The following is a 17,241-nucleotide window of genomic DNA, read 5'->3' as shown; positions in this document are numbered from 1 at the left end:
CTTCAGCCGCGAGAACTGCTCGTCGCTCAGCCAGAATTCCGTCATTCCCGCTCTCCTCTGAGAGCTTGAAGCACTGTTCGGCCAAGTCCGGAATCCCGCTTATGGGTCCAGACCCTAGGCCGCGCGGTCGAGGTCGGTCGGGGCCTTCCGCCGGACCTCCCATTCGGCCTTCAGGTCGTGGCTGGTCTGCCGGCTGCCGTCCGGGCTCCAGCCGGGCGGGCCGAACATCCAGCCCAGCGCGTGGCGGGGTTGGCGGATGACGTCCTGGGCCATGGCGATCCACTCGTGGAAGGCCACCCGCAGGATGTTGAAGGTGCCGAGGTTCTTCACCACGCCGTAGCGGCACGGCTCCTCGTCCAGCTCGGGCTGGAAGGTGCCGAACAGCCGGTCCCAGACGATCAGGATGCCGGCGTAGTTCCTGTCGAGGTAGCGCGGGTTGCGGGCGTGGTGCACCCGGTGATGCGAGGGCGTGTTGAACACCGCCTCGAACCAGCGCGGCATCCGCCCGATCGCCTCGGTGTGGATCCAGTACTGGTAGACGAGGCTTATCCCCTTCTGGATGGCGATCATCGCCGGCGGGAAGCCCAGGAACGACAGCGGCAGCCAGAGCAGCCAGGTGCCCGCGAGGCCGCCGGTCCAGGTCTGCCGCAGCGCCGTCGAGAGGTTGTAGTGCTGGCTGGTGTGGTGGTTGACGTGGCTGGCCCACCAGAACCGCCGCTCGTGCGCGATCCGGTGGAACCAGTAGTAGGTCAGGTCCTCCAGGAGGAAGATCGCCACCCAGGCCCAGACCGCGGTCATGGGGATGTCGAACAGGCGGTACTGGTGGACCCACAGCGTCGTGGCCCCGATCACGCCGCCGAACAGCACGCCGGCCACGGTGGAGCCCAGGCCCATGCCGAGCGAGACGGCGGTGTCCTTCGCCTCATACTCGGCCTTCAGCCTGCCCAGGCGGCTGAAGACGATCTCCAGGATGATCGTCAGGATGAACAGCGGGGTCGCGAGCGTGACGGGATCGAAGGTCTTCACGCCGCCAGCTCCTTCGGCGGCCAGGCCGGCAGGGCGATCACCGCGCGCGGCGCGGCCACGTCGGCCAGGTCCACGCTGAGCCGGCCGTCGCGGAAGCTGGCCTGGAGGGCCTGGGCCCAGGGGATCTGGCGGGCCACGAAGCCATCGCCCAGGCGGCAGACCACGAGCGCCAGGGCGCCCGACTTGGCCAGCGCGCCCGCCCCGTCCTGGGCGACCCACACCGCGTCCAGCGTCCGGCCGGGAAACTCCTCGGCCAGCAGGGCGCGGGCCCTGGCCTCGTTCAGGGGATCGACCGGCCGGGCGATCTTGGCCCAGGCGGCGAGCGCGATCAGCAGGGCGATGGCCGCCCCCGACGCCGCAAGCTGAATGAAGAACCCCTGGCTCACCGACCCTTCGCCTCCCGTGCTCTTTGGCCGGGAGCGTGGGCGGGCGCGGCGCGGCGGTCAAGGAAAAGCCCTCCCCGTTCCGTCGGGGAGGGCTTCGCCGGGGATCTAGAACTTACGCGTGTAGGCCACCGACCAGACGTCGGCGTTGCCGCCGTCGAAGTCGTGGCGGGTCCAGTCGATGCGGACGCCGTTCACGCCGTCGAAGTGATGCTGGGCGCCCAGGCCGTAGTTCCAGGACTCGCCGTCGTCCGATGCGGAAATGCCGCCCGCCGAGCCCTTGATCTTGGTCGTGCCGTAGCCGAAGCGGGCGATCAGGTCGGTGTTCGCGCCCACCGGCGCGAAGCCCACCACATAGCCGGCGAACTGGTGCTTCAGGTCCACATTGACGTCGGTCCCGGCGATGGTGACGTCGTCGTCCTTCACGCCGAAGGCGCCCTCGCCTTCCACGCCGACCCAGTTGTTGAAGCGGTAGCCCAGGCGGCCCTGGATGGAGCCCAGGTCCACGCCGCTCCCGTCCGTCTGGGCGTAGCCGAGCGAGCCATAGGCCCGTCCGTTGGTGATCGACTGAGCCAAGGGTTGAGCCTGCGAGACAGCCGGGACCACACACACGAGAGCGGCGACCGAAGCCGCGGCGAAGAGAGCTTTCATGTTTTTTACTCCAAGCAACTGAACAGCAGCTCCCCCGAGCCGGTTCGGGATCGGCGTCAAACGCGGCGCGCACCCGCCGGTTCTGTGGCGAAGGGGTGTTCGCCCTCCACGTGTGGCCCTGCGGCCACAATGCCCGCTGACGCCGGCGTCACGCATGCTAAGAACGCCCGTTCGAATCGCCGGAGACCGCCATGAACGACGCCGTGATCGCAGCCACCGGGCTCTACACGCCGCCGTTCAGCCTCTCGAACGCCGAGCTGGTCGAGACCTTCAACGCCTACGTCGAGCGCTTCAACGCCGCCAACGCCGAAGCCATCGAGCGCGGCGAGGTCCAGGCGCTGGCCCCCTCCTCGGTCGAGTTCATCGAGAAGGCCTCGGGCATCAAGTCGCGCTTCGTTGTGGACAAGACCGGCCTGGTCGATCCCGACCGCATGGTCCCCCACATCCCCGAGCGCCCGAACGACCAGATCTCGGTCCTGGCCGAGATCGCCGTCGAGGCGGCCAGGGACGCCATCGCCCGCTGGGGCAAGACGGTCTCGGAGATCGACGCGGTCATCTGCGCCGCCTCGAACATGCAGCGGGCCTATCCGGCCATGGCCATCGAGGTGCAGCAGGCCCTGGGGATCGAGGGCTTCGCCTTCGACATGAACGTGGCCTGTTCCTCGGCCACCTTCGGCATCAAGACCGCCGCCGACTTCGTGGCCGGCGGGGCGCGCGCCGTGCTGATGGTCAATCCGGAAATCTGCTCGGGCCACCTGAACTTCCGCGACCGCGACAGCCATTTCATCTTCGGCGACGTGGCCACCGCCGTGATCGTCGAGCAGGCCGAGACGGCTACGGATGGCTGGGACATCCTGGGGACGCGGCTCAAGACCCAGTTCTCGAACAACATCCGCAACAACTTCGGCTTCCTGAACCGCTGCGCGCCTGAGGGGATCGGCCAGCCCGACAAGCTGTTCGTGCAGGAGGGCCGCAAGGTGTTCCGCGAGGTGGTGCCGATGGTCTCGGAAATGATCGTCGACCACGCCCGCGAGCTGGCCCTCGACCCCACGACGCTCAAGCGCCTGTGGCTCCATCAGGCCAACATCAACATGAACGAGATGATCGGCCGCAAGGTGCTGGGCCGAGATCCGGCGCCGGGCGAGAACGTCATCATCCTGGACGAGTACGCCAACACCTCCTCGGCCGGCTCGATCATCGCCTTCCACAAGGCCAACGACGACTTCCAGGCGGGCGAGACGGGCCTGATCTGCTCGTTCGGCGCGGGCTATTCCGCCGGCACGGTGTTCGTCCGCAAGCGGTGAGGCTAGGCTCTCCCTGCTGAGGGGAGTCGTCCATGCGCAGACTGTTCGCCACCGCCGGCCTGGCGCTGACCGTCGTCATGTCGGGGGCCGCCGCGCCGCCGGCCTACGACCTGCTGATCGACGACGGAGAGATCTACGACGGCTCGGGCGGAGCGCCGTTCAAGGGCGACGTGGCCATCGCCGGCGACCGCATCGTCTATGTGGGGCCCAAGGCGCCGGGCGTCGCCAGGGTCACCGTGAACGCGGCAGGCAAGGCGGTCTCGCCCGGCTTCATCAACATGCTGTCCTGGTCCACCGAGAGCCTGATCCAGGACGGCCGGGGCCTTTCGGAGCTGAAGCAGGGCGTGACGTTGGAGGTCATGGGCGAAGGCACGTCCATGGGCCCGCTGACGCCGCGGATGAAGGCCGACGAGACGCGCCGCCAGGGCGACATCAGGTATCCGATCGCCTGGACCACCCTGGACGAGTACCTGCGCCACCTCGAAGCCAGGGGCGTCTCGCAGAACGTCGCCTCGTTCGTCGGCGCGGCCACCGTGCGGGTGAACGTCCTGGGCGAAGGCGACGTCGACCCCACTCCCGAGCAACTCGCCGCCATGCGGGCCATCGTCGTGAAGGCCATGGAGGACGGCGCCATGGGCGTCGGCACGTCGCTCATCTATGCGCCGGGGAACTACGCCGAGACCGACGAGATCGCCGCCCTGGCCACCGAGGCCGGCCGCTGCGGCGGCTTCTACATCAGCCACATACGCTCCGAGGGCGACCGGCTGATCGAGGCCATCGACGAGTTGATCGAGATCTCCCGCCGTTCCGGCGCGCCGGCCGAGATCTACCACCTGAAGGCCGCCGGCCGGGGCAACTGGGACAAGCTGGACGCCGCCATCGCCCGCATCGAGGCGGCGCGCGCCCGCGGCCAGCGGATCACCGCCGACATGTACACCTACACCGCCGGCTCCACGGGGCTCGACGCGGCCATGCCGACCTGGGTCCAGGCGGGCGGCGTGGAGGCCTGGATCGGCCGCCTGAAGGACCCGGCCACCCGCGCCAAGGTGCTGGCCGAGATGCGCCAGGACAAGGCCGGCTTCGAGAACCTGATGCGCCACGCGGGCGCGGAAGGGACCCTGCTGGTCGGCTTCAAGAACCCCAGGCTCAAGCCGCTGACCGGCAAGACCCTGGCCGAGGTGGCCAAGGCGCGCGGCGTCAGCCCCGAGGACGCCGCCATCGACCTCGTCATCGAGGACGGCAGCCGCGTGCAGGTGGTCTACTTCCTGATGAGCGAGGAGAACGTCGCCCGCCAGACCGCCCTGCCCTGGATGAGCTTCGGCTCCGACGCCGAGGGCCAGGCGCCCGAGGGACCGTTCCTGCTCTCCTCCACCCACCCGCGCGCCTACGGCAACTTCGTCCGCGTACTCGGGAAATACGCCCGCGACGCGCAGCGGATGTCCCTGGCCGAGGCGGTGCGCAAGCTCTCGGCCCAGCCGGCCCACAACCTGGGCCTTCGCGAGCGGGGCCTGCTGAAGCCCGGCTTCTTCGCCGACGTGGTGGTGTTCGACCCCGCCACGGTCCAGGACCACGCCACCTACGAGGCGCCTCAGCAGTTCGCCACCGGCGTCAGCCACGTCGTCGTCAACGGCCAGCTCGCGCTCGCGGACGGCGAGGCCACCAGCGCGCGTCCCGGCCGCGTGGTCCGGGGCCGGGGCTGGACGGGCTGGCCCGACGGCGGCTGCCGGGCGAGCGCGTCCGACTGGAGCTGGTGACCCGGGCGGGCCTTGTGGCGCGGGAGGGCGTGCTGATCTCGGCGGCCTTCGCCGCCGCGCCGGGACGAACGCGCGGATCGTCCGCCAGCTCCCGCTCTAGCCGGCCAGCAGGGCCCAGACCCCGGCGCCGATCAGGCCCCAGAGCGCCGCCGAGGCCGCGATGATGAAGAGGACGGGCCGGAACCGGGGCGCACGCGCCCGGGGCGTCGCCGGGTAGACCCGGGCGACGGGCTTCAGGGTCGAAACTCCACCTGAATGGCTCCGCATGGAGCGAGCCTTAGCGGCTCGCGGTTGGCGTTTCGACGGCCGCACTACCCATTTCGTGCGGCCGAAGAAGGGCCCCTAGCGGTCTTTCTCGCGTTCGCCGATGGCGGCCTGGGCGGCCGCGAGACGGGCGATCGGCACGCGGTAGGGCGAGCAGCTCACGTAGTCCAGGCCCGCCTTCTCGCAGAACTGGATCGAGGCGGGGTCGCCGCCGTGCTCGCCGCAGATGCCGAGCTTCACGTCCGGACGGACGGCCCGGCCGCGCTCGGTGGCGATGCGGATCAGGTCGCCCACGCCGTCCTGGTCGAGGCTGACGAAGGGGTCCTTCTCGAAGATGCCCCGGTCGATGTAGTGGCCCAGGAAGCGGCCGGAATCGTCCCGGCTGATGCCGAAGGTGGTCTGGGTCAGGTCGTTGGTGCCGAACGAGAAGAACTCGGCGGTCTCGGCGAGGTCCCCGGCCCGGATCGCCGCGCGCGGCAGCTCGATCATGGCCCCGACCTTGTAGTCGATCTCGCGGCCCCGCTCACCGAACACCGTCTTGACGGTGCGGTCGGTGAGTTCCCGCAGGAACTTCATCTCCTCGCCCTTGGCGACCAGGGGATGCATGATCTCGACGATCGGCGCGGGGCGGCCCGAGGTTTCCACGTCGAGGGCGGCCTCGATGATGGCCCGGACCTGCATCTCGTAGATCTCGGGATAGGCCACGCCCAGGCGGCAGCCGCGGTGGCCCAGCATCGGGTTCACCTCGTGCAGCTCCTGGGCCCGGCGCAGCAGCTTCTTCGCGTCGAGACCGGTGGCCTCGGCGACCGAGGCCACGTCCTCCTCGGTGTGGGGCAGGAACTCGTGCAGCGGCGGGTCCAGCAGCCGGATGGTGACCGGCAGGCCCTCCATGATCTTGAACAGCTCGACGAAGTCGGCGCGCTGCATCGGCAGGATCTTGGCCAGCGCCGCGCGGCGGCCCGCCTCGTCGTCGGCCAGGATCATCTCGCGCACGGCGGCGATCCGGGCCGGATCGAAGAACATGTGCTCGGTGCGGCACAGGCCGATGCCCTCGGCGCCGAACTGGCGCGCCGCGCCGGCGTCCAACGCCGTCTCGGCGTTGGCCCGGACCTTCAGGCGACGGACCTGGTCGGCCCAGCCCATCAGGGCCGCGAAGTCGCCCGACAGCTCGGGCTCGATCATCTTCACCGCACCCGCCAGCACCTCGCCGGTCGAGCCGTCGATGGTGATGACGTCATAGGCCTTGAAAGTGCGGCCGCGGGCGTGGAACTCGCCGGCCTTCTGGTCGATGCGCAGCTCGCCAGCGCCGGAGACGCAAGGGCGGCCCATGCCGCGCGCCACCACGGCGGCGTGGCTGGTCATGCCGCCCCGGGCGGTGACGATGCCGCGCGCGGCGTCCATGCCCCGGATGTCCTCGGGGCTGGTCTCCTCCCGCATCAGGATCACGGCCTCGCCGGCCGACCCCAGCTTCTCGGCTTCCTCGGCGGTGAACACCACCTTGCCGGTGGCCGCCCCGGGTGAGGCCGGCAGGCCGGTGGCGATCACGTCGCGCGGCGAGCCCGGGTCGATGGTCGGGTGCAGGAGCTGGTCGAGGCTGGCGGGCTCGACCCGCATCACCGCCTCTTCCTTGGTGATCAGGCCTTCCGTGGCCAGGTCCACGGCGACCTTCAGGGCGGCCTTGGCGGTCCGCTTCCCGTTGCGCGTCTGCAGCATGTACAGACGGCCCTTCTCCACCGTGAACTCGATGTCCTGCATGTCGCGGTAGTGCTTTTCGAGCTTCTCCACGACCGCCTTGAACTGGGTGAAGACCTCGGGCAGCGCCTCTTCCATCGAGGGCGACACGTCGCCCATCTCCTCGCGGGCGGCCTTGGTCAGGGGCTGGGGCGTGCGGATGCCGGCCACCACGTCCTCGCCCTGGGCGTTGATCAGGAACTCGCCGTACAGCCTGTTCTCGCCCGTGGACGGGTTGCGGGTGAAGGCCACGCCCGTGGCGCTGCTATCGCCCATGTTGCCGAACACCATCGACTGGACGTTCACCGCCGTGCCCCAGCTCTCGGGGATGTCGTGCATGCGGCGATAGAACTTGGCCCGGTCGTTCATCCAGCTCGTGAACACCGCGCCCACGGCGCCCCAGAGCTGCTCGTGCGGGTCCTGCGGGAAGGGCTCGCCGCGCTCGGCCTCGACCGCCTTCTTGTAGTCGGCGACGACAGCTTCCCAGTCCTCGGCGGAGAGGCCCGTGTCCACGTGGACGTCCAGGCGGTCCTTATGCTCGTCGAGGATCTCCTCGAACATGTGGTGGTCGAGGCCCAGCACGACGTTCGAGTACATCTGGATGAAGCGGCGGTAGCTGTCGAAGGCGAAGCGCCGGTCGCCCGACAGCCTGGCCAGGCCGTCCACCGTCTGGTCGTTGAGGCCCAGGTTCAGGACCGTGTCCATCATGCCGGGCATCGAGGCCCGGGCGCCCGAGCGCACCGAGACCAGCAGCGGGTTGGCGGGATCGCCGAACACCTTGCCGGTCAGGCCCTCGACCTTCTTCAGCCCCTCGGCCACCTGGTCCTTGAGCTCGGCCGGGTAGCTCCGGCCGTTGGCGTAGTAGTAGGTGCAGGCCTCGGTCGTGATGGTGAAGCCCGGAGGCACGGGCAGGCCCAGGGCCGACATCTCCGCCAGGTTGGCGCCCTTGCCGCCCAGCAGGTTCTTCATCGAGGCGTCGCCGTCCGCCCCGCCGCCGCCGAAGGCATAGACCCAGCGCGTCTTCACCATCGTATCGGCCATCCGTCTCTACCTCCGCTCATCCCGGCGCGGGCCGGGATCAAATCAACCTGTAACCCGCGAGAAATCCGCCACGCGGCCCATGGCGTCGCGGACCTTGGCCAGGAGCCGCAGCCGGTTTTCGCGCTCCGCCGGATTATCGGCGTTCACTAGCACCTTGTCGAAGAAGGCGTCGACGGGCGCCCGCAGGCTGGACAGCCCGCTCATGGCCCCTCCGAAGTCCTCGGCGGCCAGCGCCGGGCCGACCTTGGCCTCTACCGAAGCCAGCGCCTCGATCAGCGCCGTCTCCTCGGCCGGAGCGCCGGGCATGAGGGCCGGTTCCCCCTCGGGGAGCGGGCCCTTCTTCTCCTCGGCCTTGAGGATGTTCACGGCCCGCTTGTAGCCGGCCAGCAGGTTCGCCCCGTCGTCCGTGGTCAGGAACGCCGCCAGGGCCTGCACCCGTGCGACAATTCGCACCAGATCGTCGTCGCCCAGGGCGAACACCGCCGAGACGAGGTCGTGCCGCTGGCCCTGTTCGCGCAGCAGCACCGCCAGGCGGTCGGCGAAGAACTCCAGCACCTCGTCCGAGACGAACCGCTTCAGCGGCAGCCGGATGTCGTTCTCCAGCACGATGCGGATCACGCCCAGGGCGGCGCGACGCAGGGCGAAGGGATCGCGCGACCCCGTCGGCTTCTCACCGATCGCGAAGAACGACACGAGCGTGTCCAGCTTGTCGGCCAGGGCGACGGCGGCGGCCACGGATTCCACCGGCACGGCGTCGGACGGGCCTTGCGGACGATAGTGGTCGCGGATGGCGTCGGCCACCTGCGGGTCCAGCCCCTCGGCCTGGGCGTAGTAGCCGCCCATGATCCCCTGCAGTTCGGGGAACTCGCCCACCACGCCCGACACCAGGTCGGCCTTGGCCAGCCGCGCGGCCTGCACGGCCTTGGCCTGGTCGGCGCCGACGAATTCGGCCAGTTGGCCCGCCAGCGCCTCGATCCGCTCCACCCGCTGGTACATGGTCCCGAGCTTGGCGTGGAAGGTGACGCCCTTCAGCCGCTCCAGCCGATCCTCCAGCCGGGTCTTGCGGTCCTCGGTCCAGAAGAACCGGGCGTCCGACAGGCGGGCCGACAGCACCTTGGCGTTACCCCTGGCGATGGTCTCGCCGCCGTCCTTGGCCGCGATGTTGGCCACCGTCAGGAAGTGGGGCGCGAGCTTGCCGGTCGCGGGGTCCCGAACGGCGAAATAGCGCTGGTGCACGCGCATCGAGGTGCGGATCACCTCGGGCGGCAGGTCCAGGAAGGCGGGGTCCATGTCGCCCAGCACCGGCACGGGCCATTCGACCAGGCCCGACACCTCGTCCAGCAGGCCGGCGTCCTCGACCAGCTCCAGGTTGCGCGCGAAACAGAGCGTCCGCGCCGCGTCCAGGATCTTCTCCTTCCGCTCCTCGGCCGACAGTACGACGTGGCGCTTGGAAAGGCCCGCCGCGTAGTCGTCGAAGTCGCGCACCGGGAACGGGCGGCCGTCGCTCATGAAGCGGTGGCCCTCGACGAGGTCGCCGCTCTCGATCCCCTCGACGGAGAACGGCACGACCTGGCGGTCGAACACGCAGACGATGCGGCGCAGCGGCCGCACCCAGCGCAGCTTGCTGGTCCCCGAGACCATCGACTTCGGCCAGGGGAAATTGCGCAGGATGGCGTCCACCATCTCGGCCACGATCTCGGCGGTCGGCCGGCCGGGCTTTTCGAGGGTGGCGAAATAGACCCCGTCGCGCTCGACGAGCTGATCCCGCGTCAGGCCGGTGGAACGCAGGAAACCCTCGATGGCCTGGTCGGGCGCGTTGGCCCGGGGCCCCTTGCGCTCCTCGCGCCGGTCGGGCTGGGCGGGCGGCAGCCCCTCGGCCACCAGGGTCAGTCGGCGCGAGCCGGCGAAGGTGGTCAGCGCCTCGGGCAGCAGGCCTTCCTCGGCCAGCCGCTCGCGGGCCATGCGTTCGAGGTCGCGCGCGGCCTGGGCCTGCATGCGCGCGGGGATCTCTTCCGAGAACAGTTCGAGCAGGAGCTGGGGCATGGCTAGGCGTCCGCCCCTTGGCTCTCGACCCAGGCCTCCGCGCACATCTTGCAGAGGTCTCGGATGCGGCCGATGTAGCTCTGCCGCTCGGCCACGGCGATCGCGCCGCGGGCGTCCATGATGTTGAACAGGTGGCTGGCCTTCAGCACATGGTCGTAGGCCGGCAGCGCCAGGGGCTGACCCTGGCGGCCCTTGTGGGCCAGGATGCGCGGGACCTCACGCTCCATGTCCTCGAACTGGCGCTTCAGCACCGCCACGTCGGCGGCCTCCAGCTCGAAGGCCGAGAACTGCTGCTCGTTGACCAGGTAGATGTCGCCGTACGAGAACTCGTCGTTGAACGCGAGGTCGTACACGTTCTCCTTGTTCTGGAGATAGAGGCTCAGCCGCTCCAGGCCGTAGGTCAGCTCGCCGGCCACCGGGAAGACGTCCAGGCCGCCCACCTGCTGGAAGTAGGTGTACTGGGTGATCTCCATGCCGTCGCACCAGACCTCCCAGCCGAGGCCCCAGGCGCCCACCGTCGGGTTTTCCCAGTCGTCCTCGACGAAGCGGATGTCGTGCACCATCGGGTCGATGCCGATGGCCTCCAGCGACCCCAGGTACAACTCCTGCAGGTTCGGCGGGTTCGGCTTCAGGATCACCTGGTACTGGTGATGCTGGTGCAGCCGGTTGGGGTTCTCGCCATAGCGGCCGTCGGCGGGGCGCCGCGACGGCTGGACGTAGGCGACCTTCCAGGGCTTGGGCCCAAGGGTCCGGAGCACGGTCATGGGCGACAGGGTCCCCGCGCCGATCTCCACGTCGTAGGGCTGCAGGATCGCGCAGCCCTGACGGCTCCAATAGTCATGCAATTTCAGGATCAGGCCCTGAAACGTAAGAGGCTCTTCAGGCATCGAAAATCAGGGGCCTTCGCAGGCGCAAAAAAAGTCGGCGGACCATAGGGCCCGCCGACCTTCGCTTCAAGCGCCCAGACGGGCGTTTTTCCGAGGGCCTCAGTTGCCCCGCGCGGCGGTCTTCTTGCCGGCGTTGGACATGGGCTGGCCGTACTTGGCCCGGTTCTCCGGAGTGTCCGGGACCGGACCGTTGGTGACCATGGTCGTCGTCACGCTGGCGCCGTCGGCGAACGAGGTCGCGGAGGTCGCCGAGGCCGAGCCGGTGGGCGCGGTCACGTCCGCGCCGGTCGTGGACGTGGCGCCCGCCGTGGAGTCGGCGGTCGCGTCCGGCATCGTTCCGGTGGCGGTGCTGGTCGTCGAACCCGTCTCCGGCTGGGCCGAGGCGGGCGGCGTGGCGCCCAGCGACGAGGTCGACGTCGAGTCCTGCTGGGCGTAGGCCGCGCCGCCCATCAGGGCGGCGGCCGCCGCCGCGGCGAAGAGGTGTTTCACGTTCATCGTCTCACTCCTGGTTCCAGAACCCGTGAAACGCCCACCCCGACGCACCTAAGCTCCACTTCTAGGGGTTGGTTCCCGAGGCGTTGCCCGCCGCGGTCGAACCCGGCTGGCTCTCGCCGGTCGCGGCGGCCTGGGCCTCGCCCGCGCCGGCCACCAGCACCTTGTCCACCACGTGGACGATGCCGTTCGTGGCGCGCACGTCAGCCTGGACGATGGTCGCCCCGTCGGCCTTCAGCGCGCCCTCCTCGCTGCCGTCCAGCAGGATCTGGTCCTGGGCCACCGACGGCACCGGGCCGCGGGCGCCCTTGATCTTCGAGGAGTCCACCGGGGCGTTGATGATGTGGTGGGTGAGCAGCTTCTGCAGCGCGGCCTTGTCGTTCATCAGCTTGGCGAGGTCGGCCTCGCCCATGGACTGGAAGGCCGCGTCGGTGGGCGCGAACACCGTCAGGTTCTTGTAGGTCTTCAGGACCGAGGTGAGGTTCGTGGAGTCGATCCCCCGCAGGAAGGTGGTGAACTGGCCCGAGGCCTTCAGGGTGTCCACCAAGTCGCCGGCGGGCGCCACCTGCGCCGGCTGGGCGGGCGCGGCCGGGGCGGCCTCCTGGGCGAGCGCCAGTTGCGGCGCACCCACGATCGCGACAACGGCGGCGGCGGCGAGCAGTCGGTTCAGATGCATACGAAGATCCTCGTCTTAACTGGAATGCGGCGCAGATCCTGAGGCTCCGCGCGGGTCAGCGGTCACTACGCACACCTAGATGGCAAGTTTCTGACGGTCACCCCCTTACGGGCGGCGGCCGGCATTTCCGGCGGAAATCCGAGCGATAGCGCCCATCGCCCAGCCGCCAGGGGCCTGCCGCGGCGTCAAGTTGCACAAATACCGGGCGTCGCGACGAGATGGCGCCCCAAATCCAGGCGCCGAAGCCGTTCTTCGTCCGCACCCGGCCCTCGCCCGCCCTCCCCCGCCAACCCAGGCCATAGCGTTCGAGCCGAACCGCGGCCGGTCGAAAGGCTGTCCGGCTGCGGTCCGTACATCGAGAGGGGTAGGCCCGCCCATCGAGGGCCGGAGCGGGAGCGAGCGGATGAAACTCATCATGGCGATCGTCAAACCCTTCAAGCTGGACGACGTGCGCGAAGCGCTCGTCTCCGCCGGCGTGGAGGGTCTGACGGTCTCGGAAGTCAAAGGCTACGGCCGCCAGAAGGGGCAGACCGAAATCTACCGGGGCGCGGAATACCAGATCAACTTCCTGCCCAAGGTGAAGCTCGAGGCGGTCGTGGACGACGCGGCCGCGGGCAAGGCGGTCGAGGCCATCAAGGCCGCTGCGGCCACCGGCAAGATCGGGGACGGCAAGATCTTCGTCCTCGACGTCTCGGAGGCCGTGCGCATCCGGACGGGCGAGACCGGCGCGGCCGCGCTCTAGGCATCGGGACAAGGGGACAGACACAATGAAATTGTTCGGAACAAACAGGCTGGCGGGGCTCGCGCTCGCCGCCCTGATCGCGGGGGCGCCGATGGCCGCGCCCGCGCTGGCCCAGGAGGCTCCGGCCCCTGCCGCCGCCGCGCCCGCCGAAGCCGCCCCGGCCCCCGCGCCGGAAGCGGCGCCCGCCGCGGCCGCGGAGGCCGCCCCGGCGGCGGAGGCCCCGGCGCCCGTGCCCGACAAGGGCGACACCACCTGGATGCTGCTCTCGACGCTGCTCGTGTTGCTGATGATCCTGCCCGGCCTGGCGCTCTTCTACGGCGGCCTCGTCCGCCAGAAGAACATGCTGTCCATGCTCATGCAGGTCTCGACCGTGACGGTCATCGGCATGATCGCCTGGGCGCTGTGGGGCTACAGCCTGGCGTTCACCGACGGCGGCGGCCTCGACAAGTTCGTGGGCGGCTTCGGGCGGCTGTTCCTGAAGGACGTGACCCCGGCCAGCGTCGTGGGCACCTTCTCCACGGGCGTGGTGATCCCGGAGATGGCGTTCATCGCCTTCCAGATGACCTTCGCCTGCATCACCGCCGCCCTCGTCCTGGGCGGCGTGGCCGAGCGCATGAAGTTCGCCGCGGTGGTGCTGTTCTCGGTCCTGTGGCCGATCCTCTCGTACTACCCGATGGCCCACATGGTCTGGTGGTGGGCGGGCCCGGACTCGGTGGCCGCCAACCCGACGGCCCCGATCCAGTCCGGCCTGCTCTGGGGCTTCGGCGCCCTCGACTTCGCCGGCGGCACCGTGGTGCACATCAACGCCGGCGTGGCCGCCCTGGTCGGCGCCCTGGTGCTCGGCGCCCGCAAGGGCTACCGCAGCGAGCCGATGCCGCCGCACTCCCTGACGCTGACCCTGGTCGGCGCCGGCCTCCTGTGGGTGGGCTGGTTCGGCTTCAACGCCGGCTCCAACCTGGAAGCCAACGGCTACGCCGCGCTCGCCATGCTCAACACCTTCCTGGCCACCGCCGCGGCGGGTTTCTCCTGGACGGTGACGGAGTGGATCACGCGCAAGAAGGCCTCGATGCTGGGCATGGCTTCGGGCCTCGTGGCGGGTCTCGTGGCGGTGACGCCGGCGGCCGGCTTCGCAGGTCCGGTGGGTTCGCTGGTGCTGGGCCTGATCGTCTCGCCGATCTGCGTGATCTTCTGCTCGGCCGTGAAGAACGCGCTGAAGTACGACGACAGCCTGGACGCCTTCGGCATCCACGCCATCGGCGGCATCGTGGGCGCCCTGGCCACCGGCATCCTGGTGGACCCGGCCCTCGGCGGCGCCGGCATCGTGGACTACACGACCTGCGCGGCCGACGGCGACATCTCGACCTGCGACGCGGCCACCTACGTGATGGCCACCCAGTTCATGGCCCAGCTCAAGGCCGTGATCGTGGCGATCGGCTGGTCGGCGGTCGCGAGCGCCATCGTCTTCTTCATCATCAAGTTCACCATCGGCCTGCGGGTCTCGGCGGACACGGAGGAAGAAGGCCTCGACATCGTCGAGCACGGCGAGCGCGCGTACCACTCCTAAGCCTCGGGGGAGAGCTCGGGCCTGGCGGCTCGCCGGGCCCGACGGGGGTGAGAACGGGGGCTCTTCGGAGCCCCCGTTTTTCGTTTGAGCCTCAGTCCCAGGGACCGCCGAGCCGGCAGCGGCGGACCCACCAGCCGGGCGCCATCGCCGCGACGCGGCCGGCCAGGCTCTCGGCCTCCAGGTCGCCGGCGCACAGGGCGAAGCAGGTCCCGCCCGACCCCGACACCCGGGCCAGCAGGCTTTCCGCCTCGCTCCTCAGGGTCTCCAGCACCGTCCCCACCTCGGGCGCCGTGGCGATGGCCGGGACCTCCAGGTCGTTGCGCAGACCCGACAGCCAGGCCGCCGCCTCCTGGACGCTCTCGAAGGCGTCGGGCGCGGGCGGCGGCGCAACGTCCCCGAAGACGGCCTCCGCGTCGAAGCGGCGATAGACCTCGGCCGTCGAGACCGGAACGCCCGGATTGACCAGCACGGCGTCCAGCACGGGCATGGCCGGGGCCGGCGACAGCCGTTCTCCCCGGCCCTGCGCGATCACCGGCCGCCCCCACAGGCAGGCCGCGCCGTCAGCCCCCAGGCCGGCGGCCAGTTCCTCCAGGCGCGTGTCCGTCACCGGCAGGTCCAGCGCCTCGCGCAGCAGCCGGAAAGCCGCTCCGGCATCGCTGGAGCCGCCGCCCAGGCCGCTCGCCACCGGCAGGGCCTTCTCAAGCACCAGGCCGAGCGGCGGGACCGGCCGCCGCGCCTCGGCGATCAGCGCCCGGGCGGCGCGCAGCACCAGGTTGTCACCCTCGCCGGCCAGGTCCCTGGCGAACGGCCCGACCACCGTCAGCCCCAGCGCCTCGGCCGGGCCCACGCTCACCCGGTCGCCCGCGTCGGCGAAGACCATCAGGCTGCAGAGCGGATGGTAGCCGGACGCCTCGGGCGCGCCGACGTGCAGGAACAGGTTGACCTTGGCCGGGGCCAGGACGGAGGGCACGGGCCTACTTCTGTTCGGCGAGCTTCGGCGCCTCCGGGCCAAGCCCCGAGGCCAGCTTCTTCTCGGCGTCGGCCCGGATCTTGGCGTCCGGATCGAGGGTCAGCACGCGCCGCCACTGGAACACGGCCTCGTCCTTGCGGCCCGCCATCCAGTAGGCGTCGCCCAGGTGGTTGTTGATCTCGGGGTCGCCGGCGTCCAGTTCGACCGCCTGCTCGAGCTTCTCGATCGCCGTCTTGTAGTCGCCCAGGCGATAGTGGGCCCAACCAAGGGAATCCACCATCGCTCCCGAGCGCGGATTGGCGGCCACCGCCCGCTCGACCATCGCCATGGCTTCCTGCAGCCGCTCGCCCCGGTCGATCCAGGAATAGCCGATGAAGTTCAGCAGTTCGGGCTCGTCGGGCCGCAGCTTCAGCGCCGCCAGCAGGTCGGGTTCGGCGTCCTCCCAGCGGTCCATCTGGGTCAGGGCCGAGCCGCGCGCGAAATAGAGCCGCCAGTCCGGTGTCTGGCTCTCGCCGATCAGGCCGCCCAGAATCTGCACCGCCTCCTCGTACTGTTCATTGGCCCGCAGCAGATCGGCCAGCGTCAGCCGGGCGTCGGGATCGCCCGAGGCCGCGGCGCGCCGCGCCAGCTCCACCGCCTTCGCCTTGTCGCCAGCGAGCTGGTGGCTCCAGGCCAGCTTGGCCTGGGCGGCGGGGAATTCGGGCGAGCCGGGCTTGGGCCGGGCGTAGGCCGCCCGGGCGCCCTCGACGTCCCCGCCTGCCTGCAGGAAGTCGCCGACCATCAGCCAGGCGTCGTTGCGCTGCGGATCGAGGCGCAGCGCCAGCCGCAGGTAGGCCAGGCCGATCTGCCCCTGCTTGGCGGCGATCATGGTGGCGGCCGGCGCCAGCAGCGCCAGGGCCGCGCCTTCCTTCACCGTGGGCGGCGCCGGCGCGGCCTTGCCGCCCGCCGCCCGCGCCCGGGCCGCGTGGAGCGCCACGCCGGACGGATTGCGCTGCAGTCCCGCCTCGTAGAGCGCCACGGCCTCCGGCCGGCGCCCGCGCCGTTCCAGGAAGCCGCCGTAGGCCAGCACGGCCAGCTCGGTCGGGGTCTCGCCTGCCGTGACCACCTTGAAGTCCGTCTCGGCCTCGTCGAACCGCCGCGCGCGCTCGAAGAGGTAGGCCTGGTTCAATTGCCCGAAGTAGTCGACCAGGGTGTCGCCGCGCACCTGGGGGCGCACCAGCGAGCCTTCCACGTCCCCGGCCTGCGCCGCCGCCCAAGGCGCGAGCAGGGCCGCGGCCGACCTGTGCGGGAAACCGATGGCGTCGCCGGCCAGCAGCGCCTGCGCCGGCTTGCCCTTGCCGTCGGCCAGCGCCTCCACCGCCTGCACCAGCCGGCCCATGCGCTTGCCGGGCTCGGAGGCGTCGGGGCCGTCGGGAGCCAGGGCGGCGGCTCGCTCCACGTCGCCCGCCATCAGGGCGGCGGTGAACGCCCGCTCGGTCACCAGCGCTTCGTCGCCGCTGCCCAGGCGGGCCATGTCGAGGAAGCGCGCGGCCTCGTCGCTGCGCCCCTGGTTCAGCGCCGCCGAGCCCGCCAGGAACATGCCGTACGGGGTGTCGGCGGCGGCCTGCGGCGCGCGGGCCTCCAGGTCCGGCTTGGGCGCGGAGCCGCAGGCCCCGAGCAGGACGAGCGGGGCGGCGAAGGCGAGAAGGCGAAGACGCATCGGATGAGCTTGGG

General features: G+C 70.5%; 15 protein-coding genes. 4 read left to right on the top strand and 11 right to left on the bottom strand.

All coding sequences use genetic code 11. The features are described from left to right. Window positions 1–114: 114 nt before the first annotated feature. From ACK4TT_RS15015 to ACK4TT_RS15005, 3 genes are all read right to left on the bottom strand, one after another. Window positions 115–1,026: a sterol desaturase family protein gene (locus ACK4TT_RS15015; RefSeq protein WP_410213327.1), complete on the bottom strand. Its 912-nt coding sequence runs from the start codon at window positions 1,024–1,026 to the stop codon at window positions 115–117. After that, window positions 1,023–1,412 (bottom strand): hypothetical protein, encoded by a 390-nt coding sequence (locus ACK4TT_RS15010; protein ID WP_409642530.1) that lies wholly within the window; start codon window positions 1,410–1,412, stop codon window positions 1,023–1,025. The genes ACK4TT_RS15015 and ACK4TT_RS15010 overlap by 4 nt, the downstream gene beginning before the upstream one ends. A gap of 105 nt (window positions 1,413–1,517) precedes the next feature. Then, window positions 1,518–2,060, bottom strand: coding sequence for a porin family protein (locus ACK4TT_RS15005; protein WP_409642533.1), 543 nt, complete (start codon window positions 2,058–2,060; stop codon window positions 1,518–1,520). Between the two features lie 191 nt (window positions 2,061–2,251). Between ACK4TT_RS15005 and ACK4TT_RS15000 the strand changes: the two genes are divergently transcribed. Then, entirely contained in the window at window positions 2,252–3,364 is a 1,113-nt protein-coding gene (locus ACK4TT_RS15000) for a beta-ketoacyl-ACP synthase III (protein ID WP_410213326.1), read from the top strand. A gap of 32 nt (window positions 3,365–3,396) precedes the next feature. Further along, the gene (locus ACK4TT_RS14995) at window positions 3,397–5,118 is read left to right on the top strand and encodes an N-acyl-D-amino-acid deacylase family protein (protein WP_409642537.1); all 1,722 of its coding nucleotides are present in this window, start codon (window positions 3,397–3,399) and stop codon (window positions 5,116–5,118) included. Between the two features lie 96 nt (window positions 5,119–5,214). Here ACK4TT_RS14995 and ACK4TT_RS14990 read toward each other — a convergent pair whose 3' ends face one another. The 6 genes from ACK4TT_RS14990 to ACK4TT_RS14965 form a co-directional block, all read right to left on the bottom strand. Continuing rightward, the gene (locus tag ACK4TT_RS14990) at window positions 5,215–5,385 is read right to left on the bottom strand and encodes a hypothetical protein (RefSeq protein WP_409642539.1); all 171 of its coding nucleotides are present in this window, start codon (window positions 5,383–5,385) and stop codon (window positions 5,215–5,217) included. A gap of 75 nt (window positions 5,386–5,460) precedes the next feature. Next, window positions 5,461–8,154, bottom strand: a complete 2,694-nt coding sequence (gene ppdK, locus ACK4TT_RS14985; protein ID WP_409642541.1) for a pyruvate, phosphate dikinase — start codon at window positions 8,152–8,154, stop codon at window positions 5,461–5,463. 42 nt (window positions 8,155–8,196) lie between these two features. Beyond that, window positions 8,197–10,197 carry a glycine--tRNA ligase subunit beta gene (gene glyS / locus ACK4TT_RS14980; RefSeq protein ID WP_409642543.1) on the bottom strand — a complete coding sequence of 667 codons (2,001 nt, stop codon included), beginning with the start codon at window positions 10,195–10,197 and terminating at the stop codon, window positions 8,197–8,199. A gap of 2 nt (window positions 10,198–10,199) precedes the next feature. Next, on the bottom strand, window positions 10,200–11,084 hold the full coding sequence (locus ACK4TT_RS14975) for a glycine--tRNA ligase subunit alpha (protein WP_410213325.1): 885 nt from the start codon (window positions 11,082–11,084) through the stop codon (window positions 10,200–10,202). A gap of 99 nt (window positions 11,085–11,183) precedes the next feature. After that, complete coding sequence (locus tag ACK4TT_RS14970; protein ID WP_409642547.1) at window positions 11,184–11,579, bottom strand: hypothetical protein; 396 nt, start codon at window positions 11,577–11,579, stop codon at window positions 11,184–11,186. A gap of 61 nt (window positions 11,580–11,640) precedes the next feature. Continuing rightward, window positions 11,641–12,252 (bottom strand): fasciclin domain-containing protein, encoded by a 612-nt coding sequence (locus ACK4TT_RS14965; RefSeq protein WP_410213324.1) that lies wholly within the window; start codon window positions 12,250–12,252, stop codon window positions 11,641–11,643. A 403-nt stretch (window positions 12,253–12,655) separates the two neighbouring features. Here ACK4TT_RS14965 and ACK4TT_RS14960 point away from each other — a divergent pair, with 403 nt between their 5' ends. Together ACK4TT_RS14960 and ACK4TT_RS14955 are read left to right on the top strand one after the other, a co-directional pair. Then, complete coding sequence (locus ACK4TT_RS14960; RefSeq protein ID WP_111273997.1) at window positions 12,656–12,994, top strand: P-II family nitrogen regulator; 339 nt, start codon at window positions 12,656–12,658, stop codon at window positions 12,992–12,994. A 25-nt stretch (window positions 12,995–13,019) separates the two neighbouring features. Continuing rightward, a complete protein-coding gene (locus ACK4TT_RS14955; protein WP_410213323.1) occupies window positions 13,020–14,558 on the top strand; it encodes an ammonium transporter in 1,539 nt (512 codons plus the stop codon). A gap of 91 nt (window positions 14,559–14,649) precedes the next feature. On the opposite strand, the gene ACK4TT_RS14950 is transcribed toward ACK4TT_RS14955, so the two are convergent. Together ACK4TT_RS14950 and ACK4TT_RS14945 are read right to left on the bottom strand one after the other, a co-directional pair. Beyond that, window positions 14,650–15,528, bottom strand: coding sequence for a 4-(cytidine 5'-diphospho)-2-C-methyl-D-erythritol kinase (locus ACK4TT_RS14950; protein ID WP_409641156.1), 879 nt, complete (start codon window positions 15,526–15,528; stop codon window positions 14,650–14,652). Between the two features lie 4 nt (window positions 15,529–15,532). Further along, the gene (locus ACK4TT_RS14945; protein ID WP_410213322.1) at window positions 15,533–17,227 is read right to left on the bottom strand and encodes a tetratricopeptide repeat protein; all 1,695 of its coding nucleotides are present in this window, start codon (window positions 17,225–17,227) and stop codon (window positions 15,533–15,535) included. Window positions 17,228–17,241: the final 14 nt, after the last annotated feature.

Origin of the sequence: Phenylobacterium sp., assembly GCF_046463815.1 — a bacterium.
GTDB lineage: Bacteria > Pseudomonadota > Alphaproteobacteria > Caulobacterales > Caulobacteraceae > Phenylobacterium.
The sequence above is the reverse complement of the archived record's forward strand: the minus strand, read 5'-3'. Positions and strand labels throughout refer to the sequence as shown.

Excerpts from the sequence above, each read along its gene's own strand:
- ACK4TT_RS14970 (WP_409642547.1), bottom strand. The coding sequence starts at position 11,579 with ATGAACGTGAAACACCTCTTCGCCGCGGCGGCGGCCGCCGCCCTGATG.
- ACK4TT_RS15005 (WP_409642533.1), bottom strand. The coding sequence starts at position 2,060 with ATGAAAGCTCTCTTCGCCGCGGCTTCGGTCGCCGCTCTCGTGTGTGTG.
- glyS (WP_409642543.1), bottom strand. The coding sequence starts at position 10,197 with ATGCCCCAGCTCCTGCTCGAACTGTTCTCGGAAGAGATCCCCGCGCGC.
- ppdK (WP_409642541.1), bottom strand. The coding sequence starts at position 8,154 with ATGGCCGATACGATGGTGAAGACGCGCTGGGTCTATGCCTTCGGCGGC.
- ACK4TT_RS14975 (WP_410213325.1), bottom strand. The coding sequence starts at position 11,084 with ATGCCTGAAGAGCCTCTTACGTTTCAGGGCCTGATCCTGAAATTGCAT.
- ACK4TT_RS14945 (WP_410213322.1), bottom strand. The coding sequence starts at position 17,227 with ATGCGTCTTCGCCTTCTCGCCTTCGCCGCCCCGCTCGTCCTGCTCGGG.
- ACK4TT_RS14965 (WP_410213324.1), bottom strand. The coding sequence starts at position 12,252 with ATGCATCTGAACCGACTGCTCGCCGCCGCCGCCGTTGTCGCGATCGTG.
- ACK4TT_RS15000 (WP_410213326.1), top strand. The coding sequence starts at position 2,252 with ATGAACGACGCCGTGATCGCAGCCACCGGGCTCTACACGCCGCCGTTC.
- ACK4TT_RS14960 (WP_111273997.1), top strand. The coding sequence starts at position 12,656 with ATGAAACTCATCATGGCGATCGTCAAACCCTTCAAGCTGGACGACGTG.
- ACK4TT_RS14995 (WP_409642537.1), top strand. The coding sequence starts at position 3,397 with ATGCGCAGACTGTTCGCCACCGCCGGCCTGGCGCTGACCGTCGTCATG.
- ACK4TT_RS14990 (WP_409642539.1), bottom strand. The coding sequence starts at position 5,385 with ATGCGGAGCCATTCAGGTGGAGTTTCGACCCTGAAGCCCGTCGCCCGG.
- ACK4TT_RS14955 (WP_410213323.1), top strand. The coding sequence starts at position 13,020 with ATGAAATTGTTCGGAACAAACAGGCTGGCGGGGCTCGCGCTCGCCGCC.